Origin of the sequence: Burkholderia sp. 572 (assembly GCF_040545135.1) — a bacterium.
GTDB classification, from domain to species: Bacteria; Pseudomonadota; Gammaproteobacteria; order Burkholderiales; family Burkholderiaceae; genus Burkholderia; species Burkholderia cepacia.
Map to the genome: position 1 here is coordinate 231,813 of NZ_JBEPLH010000006.1, position 17,293 is coordinate 249,105.

Below are 17,293 nucleotides of genomic sequence, written 5' to 3' on the forward strand. Positions count from 1 at the left end.
ATTGACCTTTGCGAATGAACTCATCATGACGAATCCCTTATTGTCCAAGTCGCGACCCTGGTGCATCGGGCGCTTCGTGTTCGACCGACCAATTTCCAGCGAGTTGACAAATCAAGAGTACAAATTTCGCGGAGAAAAACTGGAGACACAACACAACGCGTCGATGATCAGTTATCAAGCCAAGATCGACGCGTTGGAAAAAGAGTATCGAACGAAAAAGAGATTCGATCCGTCAGATCCGAATAACAAGATGGGGCATGCTTGGCTCGAAAAAGCGATCTCTCCAAAAAAAGATTCGATGGTGTTCGTCTACCAAAAGGGCGTGGCAAAGGTAGCAAAATTACCGTTCGATACGGAAGGATACATCTACGAGAATTCGACGTTGTTTCATACGGTAGGTCGAATTGGTTCAGCTGCGATTGGACGTGCCGAAGATATTTATAACGACACGTATCGGCGAATCAAAGCGCGGGAAAACTGGACGGTTCCGACCGAATCGGGATTTTGCTTTGACGGAGGACTGGTCACGGGGGCATCGACCTATAGCGAAGAAGTAACACAATCGCTTGCCTTGCTGCCTGGAAGGCCTGCGCTACTTGTCATCGAAATGCGAGATTCTGTCAGTTCGGATCAGGGGCGCCCGCTAACCAAGACGCTTCCGGACCTACGCGCGAAGATGGACCAGGTATCGAGCGGGAGCTACCGGATCTTGCGACAAGGGAAGCGCACAGTGGCCGGTATGGACGCCGAGGAAGTGCTGTTCGCGTTGAAGGAAGGCGAAGTTACATCTTATCGGTTCTACCTGCTTGCGCCGGGCGATCCGAGTACCTTGGCGAAGCCGCATACGGCCATTCAATTGCTGCTCGGCGCGAGCAGCCCGAACTTGTCGCCTGAAGAGGCGACCTCGCCGGTCGACGAGGCGGGCGCGCTGCAAACCTGGGAGACGTTGTTGAACAGTCTGCATCTGCGGCCGGGCGCGGTCTAAACGGGGCCGCCATGCGACGCTTCGACATCCTGAAAGGCGACACGACGACAGTGGGCGGCATCGTCCAGGGCGGCGACCATACGGATATGATCGGCGGCCGAGAACAAGCCTACGAGCACGATCCGGTTTGGTGTCCCGTCTGCAAGACGGTCGGAAAGATTTCAACCGATGGCCCGCGGATTTCCACGACCGGACCGGATGGTCGGCAGGCAGCGTTAAGCGACGATCTATGCGTGTGCGCATGCCCGACGCCGCCGAAACTCGTGGCGTCGCAATCGACGTCGTATATCGACGTGTAGAACAGGGAAACGGGATCTCGACGGGATACGCTGGCCAGCTCGGACAATCTCTCAGGATTGCGACTCGCGTTCCGGCCACCAGGGCTGCGGTTGTCCACGATCGACCAGCAGCGAGTCGAGACCCTTGCCTTCGATCCACTTCGGCTTGGGGCCGTAGCCGGGCCACGATTTGCCCGACTTCGGGTCGCAATACTTTGCCGGCGCCCTGTGCTTTTTCTTCTGGCTGCCGATGTAGCCCAACGCGCTGAGGATTTTTTGCTGCGTAATTCCCAGTTGCTTTACCTGTTCCTAGAGGTTCGAAAGCACGCTTTTCTTTTCCGAACGCCGGCCCCACAGCGCTCATCGCTACCAACCTCCGGCCACGGTCCGTCGAGCCTGGCTGGATTCCGATAATATCGACGCGAGACTCACTGCCTGATTGGCTACAGAATCCCGCCGCAGGTCAAGGCTGGAATCGCTTTTTGCTTTACGCCCATGGCGGCTTCCGGTTTGCCGTGCCGTTCCACGTCGCGGGCGTCCGGCCGGGCGCGGCGGGCCTTGATCCGTCCGGCAACCGCTAGAATTGCGGTTTTAGCCCGGAATACGTCCATGTCTTTTGCCTCGCTCGGCCTGATCGATCCTTTGCTGCGTAACCTGCAGGACCTCAATTACCAGGCTCCTACGCCGGTGCAGGCCAAGGCGATTCCTGCCGTGCTCGGCGGCAAGGACGTGATGGCCGGGGCCCAGACGGGCACCGGCAAGACGGCGGGTTTCGCGCTGCCGCTGTTGCAGCGGCTGGTGCAGCACGGCCCGGCGGTGTCCAGCAACCGCGCGCGCGTCCTGGTGCTGGTGCCCACGCGAGAACTCGCCGAACAGGTGCTGCAAAGCTTCATCGCTTACGGCAAGGGCCTCGACCTGCGATTCCTGGCCGCGTACGGCGGCGTGAGCATCAACCCGCAGATGATGAAGTTGCGCAAGGGCGTGGATGTGCTCGTGGCCACGCCGGGCCGGTTGCTGGATCTGAATCGCCAGAACGCGGTGCAGTTCGATCAGGTTCAAACGCTGGTGCTGGACGAAGCCGACCGCATGCTGGATCTCGGCTTCGCGCGCGAACTGAACGCCGTTTTTGCCGCGTTGCCCGCCCAGCGCCAGACGCTGCTGTTCTCGGCCACGTTTAGCGACGAGATCCGCACGATGGCGGCGAGCATTCTGCGCGGCCCGGTCAACATCAGCGTCAGCCCGCCCAACGCCACGGCCAGCAAGATCAAGCAGTGGGTGGTGCCGGTGGACAAGCGGAACAAGCCCGACCTCTTCATGCACCTCGTGGCCGAGAACAAGTGGGAGCATGCGCTGGTGTTCGTCAAGACGCGCAACGGCGTGGATTACCTGGCGGCCATGCTGGACGAAGCCGGTTATGCGGTCGACACCATCCACGGCGACAAGCCGCAACCCGCGCGCTTGCGCGCGCTGGAGCGCTTCAAGACGGGTGAAGTCCAGATGCTGGTCGCCACCGACGTGGCGGCGCGCGGGCTCGATATCGACGATCTGCCGCTGGTGATCAACGTCGATCTGCCGATCGTCGCGCAAGACTATGTGCACCGGATCGGCCGTACCGGGCGCGCGGGCGCCAGCGGTGTCGCGGTGTCCCTGGTGTGTGCCGACGAAGCGCCGCAACTGGCCGCGATCGAAGCGCTGATCCGGCAAACGCTGCGCCGTGAAGAAGAGCCGGGTTTCGAGGCCGAACACCGCGTGCCGGAAACCAGCGCGACGGGTCAGATCATCAAGAAACCCAAAAAGCCGAAGAAGCCGAAAGTGCAGCAAGCGGTGCCCGCTGCCAGACAGGTGCCCGGTAAAAAGCCGCGCCCGCAAGCGCAAGGTGGAGAAAGCAGGCACAAGCCTGCGGCGGCGCACGCAAAGCCGGCCGGTAACGAACCGGATTACACGATCGGCAGCCCGTTCAGCGTGCAGAAACCGCGCGGCAAACCGGCGGGCAAGCCGGCTGCGGGATCGCGCAAGCCGGCCGGCAAACCCGCCGGTGGCCGTGGCAAGCGGCAGCCTTGACGTGTCGGGACGAGTCACGCCGGTCATTGAACATGGCGGGCGGTTCGGGGCCCGCCGGCAGCTTCAAGGAGGTTGCATCGACGGGATGAATCCGGCGTAACGCCAGGCCGTTCGCGTCGGCGATCTGGCAATATGCATCGACGGACTTCGGACACGGGCACCTCATGCACATCGCCATTCTGACCTTTCAGGGCTTCAACGAACTCGATTCCCTCATCGCACTGGGCGTGCTCAATCGCATCAAGAAGCCCGACTGGCGGGTCACGCTTTCATGCCCGGAGCATTTCGTCACATCGATGAACGGGGTGACCGTGCAGGCGCAGTCGACATTGGCCGACGCATGCACGGCGGATGCCGTCATCGTCGGGAGCGGCATTCGAACCCGGGATGTCGTCAACGACGCGACGCTGATGGAGCAGTTGAAACTCGATCCCGCCCGGCAACTGATCGGTGCCCAGTGTTCGGGCACGCTGGTTCTGGCCAAGCTCGGCTTCCTCGACAACGTCCCGGCCTGTACGGACCTCACGACCAAACCGTGGGTACTCGAGGCGGGCGTCGAAGTCCTCAATCAGCCGTTCTTCGCTCGGGGTAACGTCGCAACGGCAGGCGGCTGTTTTGCTTCGCAATACCTGGCCGCGTGGATCATCGCGCGCCTCGAGGGCGAGGAAGCCGCGCGCAGCGCACTTCATTACGTTGCGCCGGTCGGGGAGAAGGATGAGTACGTTTCCCGTGCGCTGTCGAACATCACGCCTTATCTGCCGTAATGCGATAAAAAATCGCACTGCGTTCATCGCGGGTCATGCGGTGTTCGCGATGGCGGCTTCTTCGGCGCCCTCGGTTCGCAATCGCCTTGCCGGCGGCAGCCGTGACTTTCGTTTTCCCTTGCTTGCGGATGTCGGATACCACCGAATCGGGACGCGTGATGGGGTCCAGATCCGCGAGGTTCAATGCACGTCATTTGCGACGATGGACGCCAACGCTCGAGCGCCGTCGTGCTGGGCCGTGTCTTCAGTGGAAAAGATGTGGTGACTGAATGCGATCAGTTTGAAGCCGGACCCCGTGGGACGAGGGACGGTGATACCCCAGTGCCAGCCACCGTCCTGCTGGAACACGTGGAGGGCAGGGGGGGCCTGATTCAGTGCTGATGAAAAAGTCGTCATGGCGTGCTCTCCCGTCATGGGGCGACTGCAGGGCAACTACATCGGATGCGCGAACCCAGTCTACGGGCACTTTTGCTGCAGCGCAATATCCGGATGACGCGAACGTGCCGATGTGTCGCGCGCCACAATTTTGAAATACAAATATGCAGCGTCGTCGATGGCTGGCATATTGATGTGACGATTAAGAATGTTCGGAGGCTTCATGGACCGCAGTTCGCTTGTGTGGGCGGGGGTACCGCATAGCAGCGATGGCGTCGTGTTCCAGGCTCGGGTCGGCCGCGGGCTTCAGCGCTTTCATGTTTCCCGGTTGATTCTCGAGAAGGCATGCGACCTCGAGCGACTGGCATCCGATGCGCGACAGCTCGAATGCTTTTACGAGCATCTGGCCTCGATCCTGGCAGTCGCCCGGAAGACGCGCTCGAATGCGAAAGCCGATACGGTTTCGCTGAAGGTTTCCGATTTTGCCCGAACGGGCAGCGTGCGTGCCGGGCAGGATGCCCGGGCGGGGATGCGATGAGTATCGCGGAGGCCTCAGATGTTGTCCGCGCGCCAACGACGCGGTGACACGCCGGTGACGCGCGTAAATGTTCTGGTGAAGTGGCTCTGATCCGCGAAGCCGCAGATATCCGAGATCATGTGCAGCGGCATGGATGACGTGCGCATGTACATGATTGCGCGCTCGATGCGCTGATTGATCAGCCAGCGATGGGGCGGCAACCCGGCCGTCTGATGAAAGGCTTTGACAAAGTAGCCGCGAGACAGGCCGCACGCTTTTGCGACATCGGCAATCGAGATGTTCCCGGTCAGGTGCTCGAGAAGAAATCCTTTCGCCATTCGCTCCTGCCACGCCGTGAGCTTGCCCGTCGACTTCTCCCGCCGCTCGCTGACGCCGCCGTACTGGCGCGCGACATGCGTCTGAAAGGCGAGCGCGACGTGGTCGACGAAGAGCCGGGAGGCATGCCCGGGCTGCGCCAAAGCGGGGAGCAGGGCCTGGCCCAGGCGATGAATGATCGGGTCCACCTTGCTCAAATGCGGTGGCAGGTAAAGCTGTGGCCGCTGCCTGCCCCCGAGTTCATCGACTGTCTCCTCCAGCGTTCGGCGGGGGAGGTGAAAATGGATGCAGTCGAACGTTCCCTTCAGGTCGGAAACCCATCTGCGATCGAGGTCATGGATCGTGACGGTTCCTGCTTGATAGGGGACGAAACGAGCGACACGTCCGTCAAGCCACAATTCCTGTTCGCCGAACGCGCGCAATTGCAACACGACGAGATCGGCGTCTTCAAGTTCGTATGGCGCGGTTCGGCCGATATCCCTGCGAGATGTCTTCAGCCGACTGATGCTGACCTGTGAGTGCGGCAACGTCTGCGTGACGACGCTTTGCCTGAGGTCGGCCGGCATGAAATCAGATGATGCGTTGTCCGACTGTGCGGCAGTCATAAGTCCGCGGGAACGTGAAGAATGGGGCGGCGAAGTATATCAAAGCAAAATTTGGCTGGCGTGCGTCGTGTGGCGCCGATGTAGTGGCGGAGCGTGAATACGGCGTGACGTGAGCCGCGCTCCTGTCCCGGCCGGGTCGAGTCGGCGATTGGACATACGGATAATCGATCAGCGCGTAAAGGACGTTTTTCCCTCGTTTCAGGCGGAATGTCGTTATTTGAGGGTTCCGGATAAAATGAGACTTTCCGGGTTTTCAGTTAACGACTTCGTCATGCATCGAATCGGATTCTTCGTCTGCCGTGGCTACGATGTGCTCGATCTGGGTGGGCCGCTGTCGGCCTTCAATCAGGTGGCCACCGTGGCGGGCCACACGCCGTACGACCTCCAGGTCATCTCGCAGTCCGGCGGCCCGGTTCCCGGCAATACGGGCGTTTCGATCGAAACGCGGCCGATCGGACGGCGCACGTTCGACACAGTCATTTTCGTGGGCGGGGAGATCGAGCCGATGCGGGCTCCGGAGAACATCGCCGCTGCCAGGAAACTCGGCGCCCGGGCCTCACGGGTGGCAAGCGTGTGTACGGGGGCGTTTCTGCTGGCGGAAACCGGCTTGCTGGACGGCGTGAGAGCCACGACGCACTGGCTGTACGCGGCTCAGTTGCAGTCGCGCTTCCCGCGCACCCGGGTCGAAGGCGACAGTATCTATATCGAGGAGGGTCGCATCTGGACGTCGGCGGGCATCGCCTCCGGAATCGACCTGGCGCTCGGCATGATTGAACGGGATATGGGTGCGGAGATTGCGCGTGCTGTCTCCAGGTATCTGGTCGTTCCGTATCGCCGACCGGGCGGCCAGTCCCAATTCTCGGCGATGTCGCAGATGGAGCCGGAATCGGACCGGATCCGCATCGCGCTGAATTTTGCCCGGGAGCACCTGGCCGAAGCGTTGCCCGTCGAACGGCTCGCCGATGCAGCACGATTGAGTGTGCGGCAGTTCGGACGCGCATTTCGCCGGGAAACCGGTGAAACACCTGCGAAGGCGGTCGAGCGCCTGCGAGTCGAGGCGGCGCGGCTGCGCCTGCAGAGTGGTAGCGAACCGATCGAACAGATTGCGCTGGCGGTGGGGTTCACCGATCCGGAGCGGATGCGCAGGGCCTTCATCAAACTGCATGGGCACCCGCCGCAAGCGATTCGACGCGAGAGCCGATCGAACGGCGCGCGCTGATCGGCTGCCGGCCGATCAGCGCACTGCCCATGAATGTCCGTCTAACGGATTAGTCGTGCTGCGGGCAGGTCATGATCCGTTTCGCCGGATGCTCATTGGTCATTCGTCGGCAGCGGACCGTAATCGTTCCACATGTCGCGATGCAGCTTCCACGCGCCGCCCTGCTTCAGGAAGATGAGCGTCTGCTTGCCGCGGTATTTGAGCTTTCCGTCGTGGTCATGGATCTCCGTATCCGAAACCTCGGTCACGACCCGGTCGTTGCCGTAGAACTCGTAGTTGCTGAACGATACGGTGACAGGCTTCGATCCGCCATACCCTTTGGTGAGGTATTCGGTGATCGCGCGGCTCCCCGTTACCTTGTCGCCGCCGGGCGGCAAGAGTGTGCCGTCGCGGGTATAGAGGCGACCGATTGATTCGTAGTCTCCTCGCGCGAAGGCATCCGCCCATCGTGCATTCTCGGCTTTGATGGCCGCTTCGGGCGGATGTTGCGAACCACCGGCAGATGCCGGCGTTGCAAACGCGAAAAAGGTGACGCAGGCTGCTGCAAGTGCGGTAGCGAAAGTACGATTCTGTTGCATCGGGTGATTTCCGGTTATAGATCGAATTGAGAGGACTGCGAAAATTGGCAGGGCGGGCAGGCAATGTCGGAGCCGGCGATCATCGAGGCCTGCAAACGGCCCGCGCGCATTGCCTAGCCATGTTTCACCGAACGCCTGGAATGCGTGCGAGCCCCCTGGAGGCGCCGGGCAATTCCTTGTCGACCATCGCGACGACTTCCGGCCGCGCGTCCCTCGGATGGCCGGAGTGGAACGGCGGCGCGGGATCGTATTCGATCACGAGTTGCGTGAATTCGGCCGCCTGTCGGCCGCGCAGCTTCTCCGCCACGCGAAGCGCGAAGTCGATGCCCGCCGTCACGCCGCCGCCGCTCATGAACCGGCCGTTGTCGTCTTCCACGAAGCGGTCGGGAACGGGAATCGCGCCATATTCGGCCAGCTTGTTGACGAAGGCCCAATGGCACGCGCTTCGCTTGCCCTTGAGCACGCCCGTTGCAGCGAGCACGAGCGATCCGTTGCAGACCGACGTAACGTGCCTGGCGCTTTCCGCCAGGCGCCGAATCTGCGCCTGGTACGCGGGTCGCATCGGCGCCGTCAAATCGGACCCGCCGGGGACCAGAATCACGTCCGTCTTCTCGATGTCGGCCAGCCGCTCGGTCTTGCCGTACACGACGCCGAATTCGAGCGTCACGTTGCCGCCATCGAGGCTCGCGTAGCGAACGTTCGTATTCGGCAGCCGATGGAAGATCTCGCTGGGGCCGGCGAAGTCGAGCAGCGTCCCGCCGTCGTAATTGACGATCAGGATGTTGAGCGGTTCATTCGGAGCAAGTTCGCCCTTGCTGCCGGCCTGCGCAAGAGCAGGGGTGGTGTGCGCGAGCAACGCGCTGCCGCCCAGGATGGCGCCGAGGGTGGCGGCGCCCCCCAGCTTGAGGGCATCGCGGCGCGAACGGCCCGCTCTCGTGAGCGGTGGTCCGGAAGCATTGTCTTCGCTACGGTCGGTCAAGATCGTTTCTCCTTGCACTTCGGCCCCTCTGCGAGCGCAACCAGATTGGGCCGGATTGAATGGCCGCCGCGACGAACGGCGTGGCGGACGTGAGATCGGGATGGGGATGAGCCCGCATGATTTGCAGGGCTCAGGCATCGCGCGCCGCAGGCTTAAAGCTGCGACGCGCCGCCATCGACGACCAGTTCGGTGCCGACGACATACGACGATTCGTCGCTGGCGAGATAGAGCGCCGCGTACGCGATGTCCGTGGCGTTGCCCATGCGGCCCACCGGAATGGTTTCGGCGAATTCGGCCTTGCGGTCGCGAACCCATTCGTCGGGCATGCCCCATTTGGTGAGCAGCGGAGTGTCGATCACACCGGGCGCGATCGCGTTGAAGCGGATCTTGCGGTCGAGAAACTCGTAGGACCAGCTGCGGGCGAGCGATCGTACGGCGGCTTTCGCTGCCGCGGTCAACGAGATGCCATGCTTGCCGGTCTGCGCGACGAACGATGTATTGAGAATGAACGAGGCGCCTGGCCGCAGGTCCGGCAGCACCGCCTGAAGCGTGAACACCACGCCCTTGACGTTGATGTCCATGATCTCGCCATAGAGCGCGTCGTCGATGTCGTTGACCGCGGACGGGAACGCCCAGCCCGCGTTCGCGAACACGACATCCAGGCCGCCGAACGTCTCCTTGACCTCTGCGGCAATCGCCCGCATGTCGTCGAGCGAACGGACGTCGCCCTTGAGAACGAGCGCATGCTCGCCAAGCTCGGCCTTCACGCGCTCGAACACCGTCTCATCGCGGCCCGTCACCGCTACGCGGGCGCCTTCCGCAATGAACAGCTTCGCGGTTGCGAGGCCGATGCCGCTGGTACCACCGGTGATTAACGCTGACTTGTCTTTAAGCCTCATCTTCTGCTCCATTTTTACGTCGTGATTGATCGGGCCGAAGGCTTCAAACGCAATTGCGTTTGTGTGCCTTTTCCGGCTCGATCTTCCACGTGCAGTATGGAACGCGAGGCGTATGGCGCAAAGGTCGTATAACCCTCAAAAAGCGCCACTCGGTTCAAACGGGGGGAATAACGCGGCTCGGCGTTTGGCGGGGGCAATGCCCGTTCGCACGCGTCATGTGTGGTCTCGCTGGCGGCGAGTGACATGTGAAGCAGGCGTGCGCGAAGGTCGGACGCGCAGCGGTCGCGATGCGGATGTCCGCGCGATCGCAACGAGTGGCCGGTATCTGGATGCCGTCTGCTTCATTCCTCGCGCTCATAACGCAAACGGTATCCCCCATTCGTTCGCTCGATGCGTGCGAACCCGCGTTCCCCCAGATGCATGCCGGCGATCAACAGTCCCTCCGAACTGACCTGATCCAGAAGCCGTGACCGCGTAGCGGCGGCCAACGACGCATCGTGATCGAAGGCAATCGACACCTCCGGTCGCTGAATCTGGATATGCGGGAAATGAACCACGTCTCCCCACACAAGAAGCCCCTGATCGCGGGATTCAAGCACATATCCGGTGTGTCCATCGGTGTGCCCCGGTATCGGCAGTGCGTCGATGCCGGGGAGCACTTGTCCGTCGTCGAAAAGACGAAGCCGGTCGCCATAAGCATCGAATACGCGACGCGCCACCAGGAAATTTCCGCGTGCGCGTTCGCTGGCGCGACTCAGATTCGCGTCGTCCTGCCAGAACCCGACCTCGCGTTGATGCACGACCAGTTCCGCGTTCGGGAACGCGATCTCTCCTGCACCGTTCACGAGCCCCCCGACATGATCGGGATGCGCGTGGGTCAGCAGGATGGTGTCGATCGCGGCGGGCTCGATACCGGCCCGCGCCAGGTTCGTCCTGAGTTGGCCGCCCCATTGCCTGAACCCGCCCGCCCCGGCATCGATGAGCACGGTGCGGCCCGCGCCGCGTACGACGTAGCAATTGATGTGTACGGCTTCTGGCTCTTTCTGCCCGGCGTCACGTTGCATGTTCGACGCGTCGGCCGGATCGATATTCGACAGAAAGTCGAGACTCGCGGTGAGGTAGCCATCGCTGATGGCGGTAATCGTGAAATCCCCGACTTTCTGGCCGGGAAAGGTAAGCGTGGCCATCGTGCTTCTCCGGATCGGCGAATGGTGGGCTAGTTGCGGGCGTGAATGTTCGACGCGGTGTAACCAAAACACCGGATGCGCGCGGTGAGGCCGGTGCGCTGAACGATCGCACGATCCAGCGCTTCCATGAACCGGTCCATGACCGCCGACGTGCGGGGCGCCCCGGCGCGATACCGAATGTCCGCGTAGACAGGATGCCCGTGCCCGTGCAGAACCGGCTGAAAAATGATGTGGACGTTCTTGAGTTCCGCGCCGAGTACATGCGTACAGAGCTCGACGCAGTCGCGCGACAGCTCGGCAAGATTTTCGTCAGCGGGCATCCGCTGTGCATCGATCGAGAAAGTGACGTTCGGCATCGTGGGCTTACTCCTGGGCAGTTGAAAGGGCGCGTGCGCTCGTCAGTTGCTCCGTCATCGGCGCGTAAAGGTGAACGCCTTCCGCGCGTTCGTCGACAAGCAGCGTGTTGTTGCGCGGCACGACGGCGAGCCAGCGTCGTGCCGGAAACTGCTCCAGCGCGACGGCTTGCATGGCCAGCGGGTCGAGGCCCAACCGGATCAGCGGATCAGGGCCGCCAGCGCACAGCGCGAGGTGTTCGCCTTCCTCCACCGCCGGGGCCAATCCGATAGCGCCATAGAGATTGCGATGCCAGTCGGTGATGTGCTGCTGCCACTTCGCAAAATTGCCGCCGCCTTTCCGGCGATATTCGTCGCCGGTCAGGACATCGAGACCGTCGATCGTGTGAATCGCCAGATAGACGGGGCAACCGCTGCCGATCGCCTTGAACCGCTGCGACGTGTGAAACCCCGTCACCGAGATCAGGGCAGGCAGCTTTTCAAGGCTGTAGAAGTCGTTCCATTCGGCTTCGCTGTCGACGTCGGCGAAGCTGCATTCCACGGTGTAGATCATCGGATCGTCCTTTGAACAGGGTGCACTTCCGTCAGCGAGCGCTTGATGGTCAGTGCGGTAACGTAATGCTAAGCTCGCATTTGCAGCCCATAAAACGAAATAAAGTCAGCCTTCAGTGATATTTGCTCAAGCTGACGTCGAACCCACCCTGACCGGCGAGCCACGCATGCCCCGCAAGATCCCGAGCAATTCCGCGCTGCAGGCGTTCGAAGCCGCGGCCCGACACGGCAGCTTTGCCCGAGCCGCTGATGAACTCGCCCGAACCGAGGGCGCCGTCAGCCGTCAGATCGCCCGGCTGGAGGCGTTCCTGGGTGTCACGCTGTTCGAGCGGATCGGCAACCGGGTACGGCTGGCACCGAACGGTGCGCGGTACGCCGTGCAGGTTCGCGAGATTCTGGATCGGCTGGAACGGGACAGCCTGTACCTGATGGGGCAACCCGTCGAAGGCGCGAGCATCGATATCGCCGCCATTCCGACCTTCGCCACGCGCTGGCTGATCCCCCGGCTGAAACACTTTCAGGACCGGCATCCGAACGTCACGGTGCATATCGCCGAGCGCATGGAACCGTTCCTGCTGGCCGGGAGCGGTTTCGATGCCGCCATTCATTTCGAGCATCCGGCATGGGCGGGGATGCATCTGCATCCGCTGCTGGAGGAAGTGCTGGTGCCTGTGTGCAGTCCGGCGTTGCTGGCGGGTGCCGGGGCGAACCCGTCGCTGGATGCACTGCCACGCCTTCACCGGCGGCAGAATCCGGACGCGTGGCAGGCCTATGCGGAGGAGTCCGGCATCGTGCTGGGCAATTCGGCGGTTGGCGCGCGCTACGATCTCCATTCGATGCTGATCGAAGCGGCGCTCGCGAGCCTGGGTGTCGCGCTGGTGCCGCGTCTTTACGTCGACGCGGAGCTCGAGCAGGGGCGGCTGGTCGCACCCTGGCCGGCGGGCAAGTCCGTCACGAAAAACTTCTGCCTCGTCCTGCCCGAATCGATCGAACTGGCCCAGGGGCCGTTGCAGGCTTTCGCGACGTGGATGCTGAATGACGCCCCGGGTCTGGCACCGCACGGCAGCGCGCGACGCACACCGCGAAGCAGACGTCAGCGCGGCGCTTCCTCTCCACGTTGATTCGCCGCACGCAGGCCGCGATCGGGTGCGCTCGCTCGGCGAGACACTGCCTGCCGAATGCGCCCGTCAGTCGCGCGTATGCGCTCAACCGACGGGCCTGCAAAGCCCCAAGACCAACCGTGCTGCCGGCACTGAAAACCGGTTCCACCCGCGCAATGCGGGTTCTTCCACATGATCGTTTGGTCTCCTTTGCATCCTTGATGACCATTGCTCCATGAGGGCAACGCGATAAGGCACGTCGGGCGGGGCGACGTGCCGGTGCAAAGCCGTCACGGCGGGATCACAAGACGTCGAGGAAGATCGGTGGATTTAGTGGTTGATGCACCCGTTGTCAACTGACTGGAGGGCCCTGTCTAACTGCCTGCACAGCGTTGTTGAACGTGATTCACTTCGCGTGCTGGTGCGAAAACGTTCGTTTGTGTTCGTTTTTATTCGTTTTCCGGCGTCGGAGTACGTCGGGCCAAACCGTCGCGCCAAGCCGTCGAGTCGGTACGGCCGACATCCCGCGCGCGGGCGACGCTTCAGTGCCGGAAGCGTCGCTGCATCAGCGATTTCCGCATCCTCATCCTCGAGCAACTGACATGTACGTAAAAAATGGAGAGCAAGATGAGCAGATCGATACGAGCGAAAGCAGTGGCGACCGTGGTGGCAATCGCAATGAATGCGGCCCCGGCCGCGAGTGTTGGAACCGTTCTGTCGCTGGCCGGCGCGCAGGCTGCTACCGCCGCGACGACCGCCGTTGACGACTATGCGGCGACCCGGTACCCGATCATTCTCGTGCACGGGCTGACCGGCACCGACAAGTACGGTGGCGTCGTCGAGTACTGGTATCGCATTCCGGAGGACCTGCGGGCGCACGGCGCGGCGGTGTACGTTGCCAATCTGTCCGGCTTCCAGAGCGACGATGGCCCGAACGGGCGTGGCGAGCAATTGCTTGCATTCGTGAAGCAGGTGCTCGCGGCGACGGGCGCGCAGAAAGTGAATCTGATCGGCCATAGCCAGGGCGGCCTGACATCGCGTTATGTTGCGTCCGTTGCGCCGGAACTGGTCGCGTCGGTGACGACGATCAGTACGCCGCACTGGGGCTCGCAATTCGCGGACTTCGTCCAGCAACTGTTGCAGACGGACCCGACCGGCCTGTCGTCGACCGTGCTCGGTGCATTCGCGAATGCGCTCGGCACGTTGACGAGCAGCAACTTCAATACGAACCAGAATGCGATTCAGGCGTTGTCGGTGCTGACGACGGCAAAGGCCGCCGCATACAACCAGAAATTCCCGAGCGCAGGGCTCGGTGCGCCGGGATCGTGTCAAACCGGCGCGTCGACCGAGACTGTCGGCGGCAATACGCACCTGCTTTATTCGTGGGGCGGCACGGCGATCCAGCCGACAGCGACGGTGGCCGGCGTGACAGGGGCCGTCGATACGAGCGTGAGCGGGGCCATCGATCCGGCGAACGCGCTCGATCCGTCGACGCTGGCACTCCTCGGCAGCGGCACGGTGATGATCAATCGCAGCGCCGGTCCGAACGACGGCGTCGTGTCGCAATGCAGCGCGCGGTTTGGCCAGGTGCTCGGCACGTATCACTGGAATCACACCGATGCGATCAACCAGATCCTCGGCGTGCTCGGCGCGAATGTGGAGGATCCGGTTGCGGTAATCCGCACGCACGCGAACCGGTTGAAGAATCAAGGCGTGTAATCGATGACAGGGAGCAAGCGCGGCATCGCGCGACGCAGGCATGTCCGGCGTCGCGCCTGCCGCGATCCGGGCGCGATCGGGCGGATCGCCGCGCATCGGGCGATTTCTTCAGCGCGTCGCCGATAACGGTCACCAGGGCGTGGCTTATCCGTGCTTCGGTGCGGTCGATACGCGCTTCATCGCGGAACCGTTCCGGAGGCGTCGGCGCGCTGTCGCGACGGTAATCGGCCATGCGGCGCGTCAGTCTCGAACGCGTCAGGATCTCATCCTGCGGGCGCAGGGCGCAACGGCGTCGATTACCCCGCACTCGCGAGTGTGGTGCCGGTCTAGAGCCACCGCTCTGGATTCCCGTTGCGCTGCCGCATAAAACGATCGTCATCCGCAGGGAGTGCACGGAGAAAATCGCTTCGTACTCCATCTAAAAAATTCATCGCGATCCGGGAGTATGACCGTCCAGCAAGGAATGCCGGGCGTTTGACGATTTCAATCCCGGCTCGCAGGGGACGCGCTCGATCGTCAGATTCGCGATCCGCATTCAAGCGACGAATGTGTGCATCGCAACAATCCATTTCATTCACGGCAATCGTAACGGTAAGGTGAACGCACGTTCGAATTTGATCGAGCGATGCGAAACCACCCTGTGACGATGCCATGACAACGAACCGCGATCGACCTGCCAAAGTGCCAGCCCCGCCTTCCGGTGTCACGCCGGCAGGCGGCAATGCGCGGGCGGCGGGCCCGCGCCTGCCGGCCAGGCTGGTGGGCCCCATCGTGCTCGGCACGCTGCTCAACGCGCTGAACTCGTCGATGATCGCGGTCGCGCTCGTCAGCATCCAGCAGGCGTTCAACCCGCACGGGCAGGAACGCATCGACACCATGTGGCTCGTGTCGGGCCTTTATCTCGCGACGGCCGTCGGCCAGCCGACGATGGGGCGGCTCGCCGACCGGTTCGGCGCGAAGCGGATCTTCTGCATCGGCCTCGCGATCGTATTGATCGCGTCCGCGCTCGCGCCGTTCGCGCCGTCGCTCGGGTGGCTGATCGCGTCGCGCGTCGCGCTCGGCATCGGCACGTCGGCCGCGTATCCGGCCGGCATGGCGATGATCCGCATGTGGTCGCAGCGGCACGCGAACGGCGCGACGCCGACGGGCGGACTCGGCGCGATCTCGGTTGCGGCACAGGTGGCCGTCGCGTTCGGGCCGCCGCTCGGCGGCGCGCTCGTGCAGTTCGCCGGCTGGCGTGCGATCTTCTGGATCAACGTGCCGATCGTGCTGCTGGCGTTCGCGCTGGCATGGCTGTGGATTCCGGCCGACGTCGTCCCGCGCGGCGCGCAGCAACGCCGCACGCTGCGGGGCACGCTGAAGGAGCTGGACCTGCCGGGCGTCGTGCTGTTCGTCCTGACGCTCGCGAGCCTGCTGCTGTTCCTGCAATCGGTCACGCACGATCCCGACTGGCTGCTGCTCGTCGCGACGCTGGTGCTGTGCCCGGTGCTGGTCGGGCACGAGCGGCGGGCCGCGACGCCGCTGATCGACATCCGCATGCTCGGCGACAACCGTGCGCTCACGAGTACGTACCTGCGTTGCGTCGGCACCTACGCGGTGTTCTACGCGATCTTCTATGCGTTGCCGATGTGGCTGCAGGAGGCCAAGCACCTGTCCGCCGCCGATGCCGGCCTCGTGATGCTGCCGGTCGCCGGGATCGGCACCGTGGCGACGATGCTCGCGACCCGCCTCGCACACCGTCACGGTTCGCGGCCGGTGCTGATCATCGGCTCCGCGATGCTGTGCGTCGGCAGCGTCGTGATGAGCCTGCTCACCAGCGCGATGCCGGTCTGGTCGATCGTACTGCTATCGATCGTGTTCGGCGTGCCGAACGGCTTCAACAATCTCGGCAACCAGGCCGCGCTCTACCAGAGCGCGCCGCACGACCGGATCGGCACGGCTTCGGGGCTGTACCGCACTGCGCAGTATGTCGGCGGCAGCCTGTCGTTTGCGCTCGTCGGGCTGGCGCTCGGCCATCCGGCGAGCGATCGCGGCCTGCGCGAGCTGGCCATCGTCCTGGCGGTCATCAGCGTGCTGCTGCTGCTCAACGCAGCGTCGAGCCGGCACCTGGATACCGCTGCTTCTTCCATCCCCCAACAGAAGTGAGGTTTTGACATGTCCACTCCGACGCTCAATCGCACGGTCGCCCTGGTCGCCATCGATCTGCAGAACGGCATCGTGTCGCTGCCGGTCGTGCCCTACACCGGCGCGCAGGTCGTGGCGAAGACGGTCGAGCTCGCGACCGCGTTCCGCGCGTTGAAGCTTCCCGTGATCTACGTGCACACGAGCTACCAGCCGGACGGCGGCGTTGCGCTGAAGGTCAGGACGGATGCGCCGTCGGCGCCGCCGAATCTCGACCCCGAATGGAGCGCGTTTGCGCCGGCGCTCGGCGTCGGGCCGTCCGACATCGTCGTGACGAAGCACCAGTGGGGCGCGTTCACCGGCACCGACCTCGACGTGCAGCTGCGCCGGCGCGGCATCACGGACATCGTGCTGACCGGGATCGCAACCAACATCGGCGTCGAATCGACGGCGCGCCAGGCATACGAGAACAACTACAACGTCGTCGTCGTCAGCGACGCGGTCAGCACGTCGTCCACCGACGCGCAGACCTTCGCGCTGACGCAGATCTTCCCGAAGCTCGGGCAGGTCGCCGCGACGGCCGACGTGGAGGCGGCACTGAAGCAGGCGTATTCGCGCTGAACGAAGCGGCGTGTTCGGCGTGCACCATTCAAACAGAGTCATTT

At 63.1% G+C, this 17,293-nt stretch carries 20 protein-coding genes and 1 pseudogene; 10 read left to right on the forward strand and 11 right to left on the reverse strand.

The window, feature by feature from the left end; genetic code table 11:
• The first annotated feature begins 25 nt into the window (after positions 1-25).
• Together ABIC51_RS14000 and ABIC51_RS14005 are read left to right on the forward strand one after the other, a co-directional pair.
• On the forward strand, positions 26-985 hold the full coding sequence (locus tag ABIC51_RS14000) for a T6SS immunity protein Tli4 family protein (RefSeq protein ID WP_175899579.1): 960 nt from the start codon (positions 26-28) through the stop codon (positions 983-985).
• An 11-nt stretch (positions 986-996) separates the two neighbouring features.
• Complete coding sequence (locus ABIC51_RS14005) at positions 997-1,284, forward strand: PAAR domain-containing protein (RefSeq protein WP_124544484.1); 288 nt, start codon at positions 997-999, stop codon at positions 1,282-1,284.
• 51 nt (positions 1,285-1,335) lie between these two features.
• On the opposite strand, the pseudogene ABIC51_RS14010 reads toward ABIC51_RS14005, so the two are convergent.
• Together ABIC51_RS14010 and ABIC51_RS14015 are read right to left on the reverse strand one after the other, a co-directional pair.
• A pseudogene (locus ABIC51_RS14010) lies at positions 1,336-1,572 on the reverse strand (H-NS family nucleoid-associated regulatory protein); the annotation flags it as partial.
• Positions 1,573-1,706: 134 nt separating this feature from the next.
• Positions 1,707-1,874 carry a hypothetical protein gene (locus ABIC51_RS14015; RefSeq protein ID WP_175853927.1) on the reverse strand — a complete coding sequence of 56 codons (168 nt, stop codon included), beginning with the start codon at positions 1,872-1,874 and terminating at the stop codon, positions 1,707-1,709.
• Between ABIC51_RS14015 and ABIC51_RS14020 the strand changes: the two genes are divergently transcribed.
• The gene (locus tag ABIC51_RS14020; RefSeq protein WP_060174426.1) at positions 1,873-3,324 is read left to right on the forward strand and encodes a DEAD/DEAH box helicase; all 1,452 of its coding nucleotides are present in this window, start codon (positions 1,873-1,875) and stop codon (positions 3,322-3,324) included. The two genes, ABIC51_RS14015 and ABIC51_RS14020, sit on opposite strands and share 2 nt — an antisense overlap.
• Before the next feature lie 164 nt (positions 3,325-3,488).
• Positions 3,489-4,088 (forward strand): DJ-1/PfpI family protein, encoded by a 600-nt coding sequence (locus tag ABIC51_RS14025; RefSeq protein ID WP_060084611.1) that lies wholly within the window; start codon positions 3,489-3,491, stop codon positions 4,086-4,088.
• Here the strand turns inward: ABIC51_RS14025 and ABIC51_RS14030 are convergent.
• The gene (locus tag ABIC51_RS14030; protein WP_138143351.1) at positions 4,069-4,272 is read right to left on the reverse strand and encodes a hypothetical protein; all 204 of its coding nucleotides are present in this window, start codon (positions 4,270-4,272) and stop codon (positions 4,069-4,071) included. The two genes, ABIC51_RS14025 and ABIC51_RS14030, sit on opposite strands and share 20 nt — an antisense overlap.
• Positions 4,269-4,484, reverse strand: coding sequence for a hypothetical protein (locus tag ABIC51_RS14035; RefSeq protein WP_034196292.1), 216 nt, complete (start codon positions 4,482-4,484; stop codon positions 4,269-4,271). Before ABIC51_RS14035 ends, ABIC51_RS14030 begins: the two co-directional genes overlap by 4 nt.
• Before the next feature lie 202 nt (positions 4,485-4,686).
• Between ABIC51_RS14035 and ABIC51_RS14040 the strand changes: the two genes are divergently transcribed.
• Positions 4,687-5,001, forward strand: coding sequence for a hypothetical protein (locus tag ABIC51_RS14040; RefSeq protein WP_027792775.1), 315 nt, complete (start codon positions 4,687-4,689; stop codon positions 4,999-5,001).
• Between the two features lie 14 nt (positions 5,002-5,015).
• Here the strand turns inward: ABIC51_RS14040 and ABIC51_RS14045 are convergent, their stop codons facing one another.
• Positions 5,016-5,921, reverse strand: coding sequence for a helix-turn-helix transcriptional regulator (locus ABIC51_RS14045; protein WP_175853929.1), 906 nt, complete (start codon positions 5,919-5,921; stop codon positions 5,016-5,018).
• Positions 5,922-6,192: 271 nt separating this feature from the next.
• Here ABIC51_RS14045 and ABIC51_RS14050 point away from each other — a divergent pair, with 271 nt between their 5' ends.
• Positions 6,193-7,140 carry a GlxA family transcriptional regulator gene (locus ABIC51_RS14050; protein ID WP_027792773.1) on the forward strand — a complete coding sequence of 316 codons (948 nt, stop codon included), beginning with the start codon at positions 6,193-6,195 and terminating at the stop codon, positions 7,138-7,140.
• A gap of 92 nt (positions 7,141-7,232) precedes the next feature.
• Here ABIC51_RS14050 and ABIC51_RS14055 read toward each other — a convergent pair whose 3' ends face one another.
• The 6 genes from ABIC51_RS14055 to ABIC51_RS14080 form a co-directional block, all read right to left on the reverse strand.
• Positions 7,233-7,718 carry a YybH family protein gene (locus ABIC51_RS14055; RefSeq protein WP_175853931.1) on the reverse strand — a complete coding sequence of 162 codons (486 nt, stop codon included), beginning with the start codon at positions 7,716-7,718 and terminating at the stop codon, positions 7,233-7,235.
• Between the two features lie 124 nt (positions 7,719-7,842).
• Positions 7,843-8,715, reverse strand: a complete 873-nt coding sequence (locus tag ABIC51_RS14060) for a DJ-1/PfpI family protein (RefSeq protein WP_404842212.1) — start codon at positions 8,713-8,715, stop codon at positions 7,843-7,845.
• A gap of 134 nt (positions 8,716-8,849) precedes the next feature.
• Positions 8,850-9,596: an SDR family oxidoreductase gene (locus ABIC51_RS14065; protein ID WP_027792770.1), complete on the reverse strand. Its 747-nt coding sequence runs from the start codon at positions 9,594-9,596 to the stop codon at positions 8,850-8,852.
• A 341-nt stretch (positions 9,597-9,937) separates the two neighbouring features.
• A complete protein-coding gene (locus ABIC51_RS14070; protein ID WP_175861726.1) occupies positions 9,938-10,783 on the reverse strand; it encodes an MBL fold metallo-hydrolase in 846 nt (281 codons plus the stop codon).
• Between the two features lie 29 nt (positions 10,784-10,812).
• Positions 10,813-11,139: a hypothetical protein gene (locus ABIC51_RS14075; RefSeq protein WP_027792768.1), complete on the reverse strand. Its 327-nt coding sequence runs from the start codon at positions 11,137-11,139 to the stop codon at positions 10,813-10,815.
• A gap of 7 nt (positions 11,140-11,146) precedes the next feature.
• Complete coding sequence (locus tag ABIC51_RS14080; protein ID WP_027792767.1) at positions 11,147-11,689, reverse strand: hypothetical protein; 543 nt, start codon at positions 11,687-11,689, stop codon at positions 11,147-11,149.
• A gap of 166 nt (positions 11,690-11,855) precedes the next feature.
• Here ABIC51_RS14080 and ABIC51_RS14085 point away from each other — a divergent pair, with 166 nt between their 5' ends.
• From ABIC51_RS14085 to ABIC51_RS14100, 4 genes are all read left to right on the forward strand, one after another.
• Positions 11,856-12,809, forward strand: coding sequence for a LysR substrate-binding domain-containing protein (locus tag ABIC51_RS14085; RefSeq protein WP_354006520.1), 954 nt, complete (start codon positions 11,856-11,858; stop codon positions 12,807-12,809).
• A gap of 606 nt (positions 12,810-13,415) precedes the next feature.
• Positions 13,416-14,507, forward strand: a complete 1,092-nt coding sequence (locus ABIC51_RS14090; RefSeq protein WP_091922153.1) for a triacylglycerol lipase — start codon at positions 13,416-13,418, stop codon at positions 14,505-14,507.
• A 651-nt stretch (positions 14,508-15,158) separates the two neighbouring features.
• Positions 15,159-16,652: an MFS transporter gene (locus ABIC51_RS14095; protein ID WP_060174417.1), complete on the forward strand. Its 1,494-nt coding sequence runs from the start codon at positions 15,159-15,161 to the stop codon at positions 16,650-16,652.
• Positions 16,653-16,661: 9 nt separating this feature from the next.
• Entirely contained in the window at positions 16,662-17,249 is a 588-nt protein-coding gene (locus tag ABIC51_RS14100) for a hydrolase (protein WP_027792763.1), read from the forward strand.
• Positions 17,250-17,293 lie beyond the last annotated feature (44 nt).

Excerpts from the sequence above, each read along its gene's own strand:
- ABIC51_RS14000 (WP_175899579.1), top strand. The coding sequence starts at position 26 with ATGACGAATCCCTTATTGTCCAAGTCGCGACCCTGGTGCATCGGGCGC.
- ABIC51_RS14005 (WP_124544484.1), top strand. The coding sequence starts at position 997 with ATGCGACGCTTCGACATCCTGAAAGGCGACACGACGACAGTGGGCGGC.
- ABIC51_RS14020 (WP_060174426.1), top strand. The coding sequence starts at position 1,873 with ATGTCTTTTGCCTCGCTCGGCCTGATCGATCCTTTGCTGCGTAACCTG.
- ABIC51_RS14015 (WP_175853927.1), bottom strand. The coding sequence starts at position 1,874 with ATGGACGTATTCCGGGCTAAAACCGCAATTCTAGCGGTTGCCGGACGG.
- ABIC51_RS14025 (WP_060084611.1), top strand. The coding sequence starts at position 3,489 with ATGCACATCGCCATTCTGACCTTTCAGGGCTTCAACGAACTCGATTCC.
- ABIC51_RS14035 (WP_034196292.1), bottom strand. The coding sequence starts at position 4,484 with ATGACGACTTTTTCATCAGCACTGAATCAGGCCCCCCCTGCCCTCCAC.
- ABIC51_RS14040 (WP_027792775.1), top strand. The coding sequence starts at position 4,687 with ATGGACCGCAGTTCGCTTGTGTGGGCGGGGGTACCGCATAGCAGCGAT.
- ABIC51_RS14045 (WP_175853929.1), bottom strand. The coding sequence starts at position 5,921 with ATGACTGCCGCACAGTCGGACAACGCATCATCTGATTTCATGCCGGCC.
- ABIC51_RS14050 (WP_027792773.1), top strand. The coding sequence starts at position 6,193 with ATGCATCGAATCGGATTCTTCGTCTGCCGTGGCTACGATGTGCTCGAT.
- ABIC51_RS14055 (WP_175853931.1), bottom strand. The coding sequence starts at position 7,718 with ATGCAACAGAATCGTACTTTCGCTACCGCACTTGCAGCAGCCTGCGTC.
- ABIC51_RS14065 (WP_027792770.1), bottom strand. The coding sequence starts at position 9,596 with ATGAGGCTTAAAGACAAGTCAGCGTTAATCACCGGTGGTACCAGCGGC.
- ABIC51_RS14070 (WP_175861726.1), bottom strand. The coding sequence starts at position 10,783 with ATGGCCACGCTTACCTTTCCCGGCCAGAAAGTCGGGGATTTCACGATT.
- ABIC51_RS14075 (WP_027792768.1), bottom strand. The coding sequence starts at position 11,139 with ATGCCGAACGTCACTTTCTCGATCGATGCACAGCGGATGCCCGCTGAC.
- ABIC51_RS14080 (WP_027792767.1), bottom strand. The coding sequence starts at position 11,689 with ATGATCTACACCGTGGAATGCAGCTTCGCCGACGTCGACAGCGAAGCC.
- ABIC51_RS14085 (WP_354006520.1), top strand. The coding sequence starts at position 11,856 with ATGCCCCGCAAGATCCCGAGCAATTCCGCGCTGCAGGCGTTCGAAGCC.
- ABIC51_RS14090 (WP_091922153.1), top strand. The coding sequence starts at position 13,416 with ATGAGCAGATCGATACGAGCGAAAGCAGTGGCGACCGTGGTGGCAATC.
- ABIC51_RS14095 (WP_060174417.1), top strand. The coding sequence starts at position 15,159 with ATGACAACGAACCGCGATCGACCTGCCAAAGTGCCAGCCCCGCCTTCC.
- ABIC51_RS14100 (WP_027792763.1), top strand. The coding sequence starts at position 16,662 with ATGTCCACTCCGACGCTCAATCGCACGGTCGCCCTGGTCGCCATCGAT.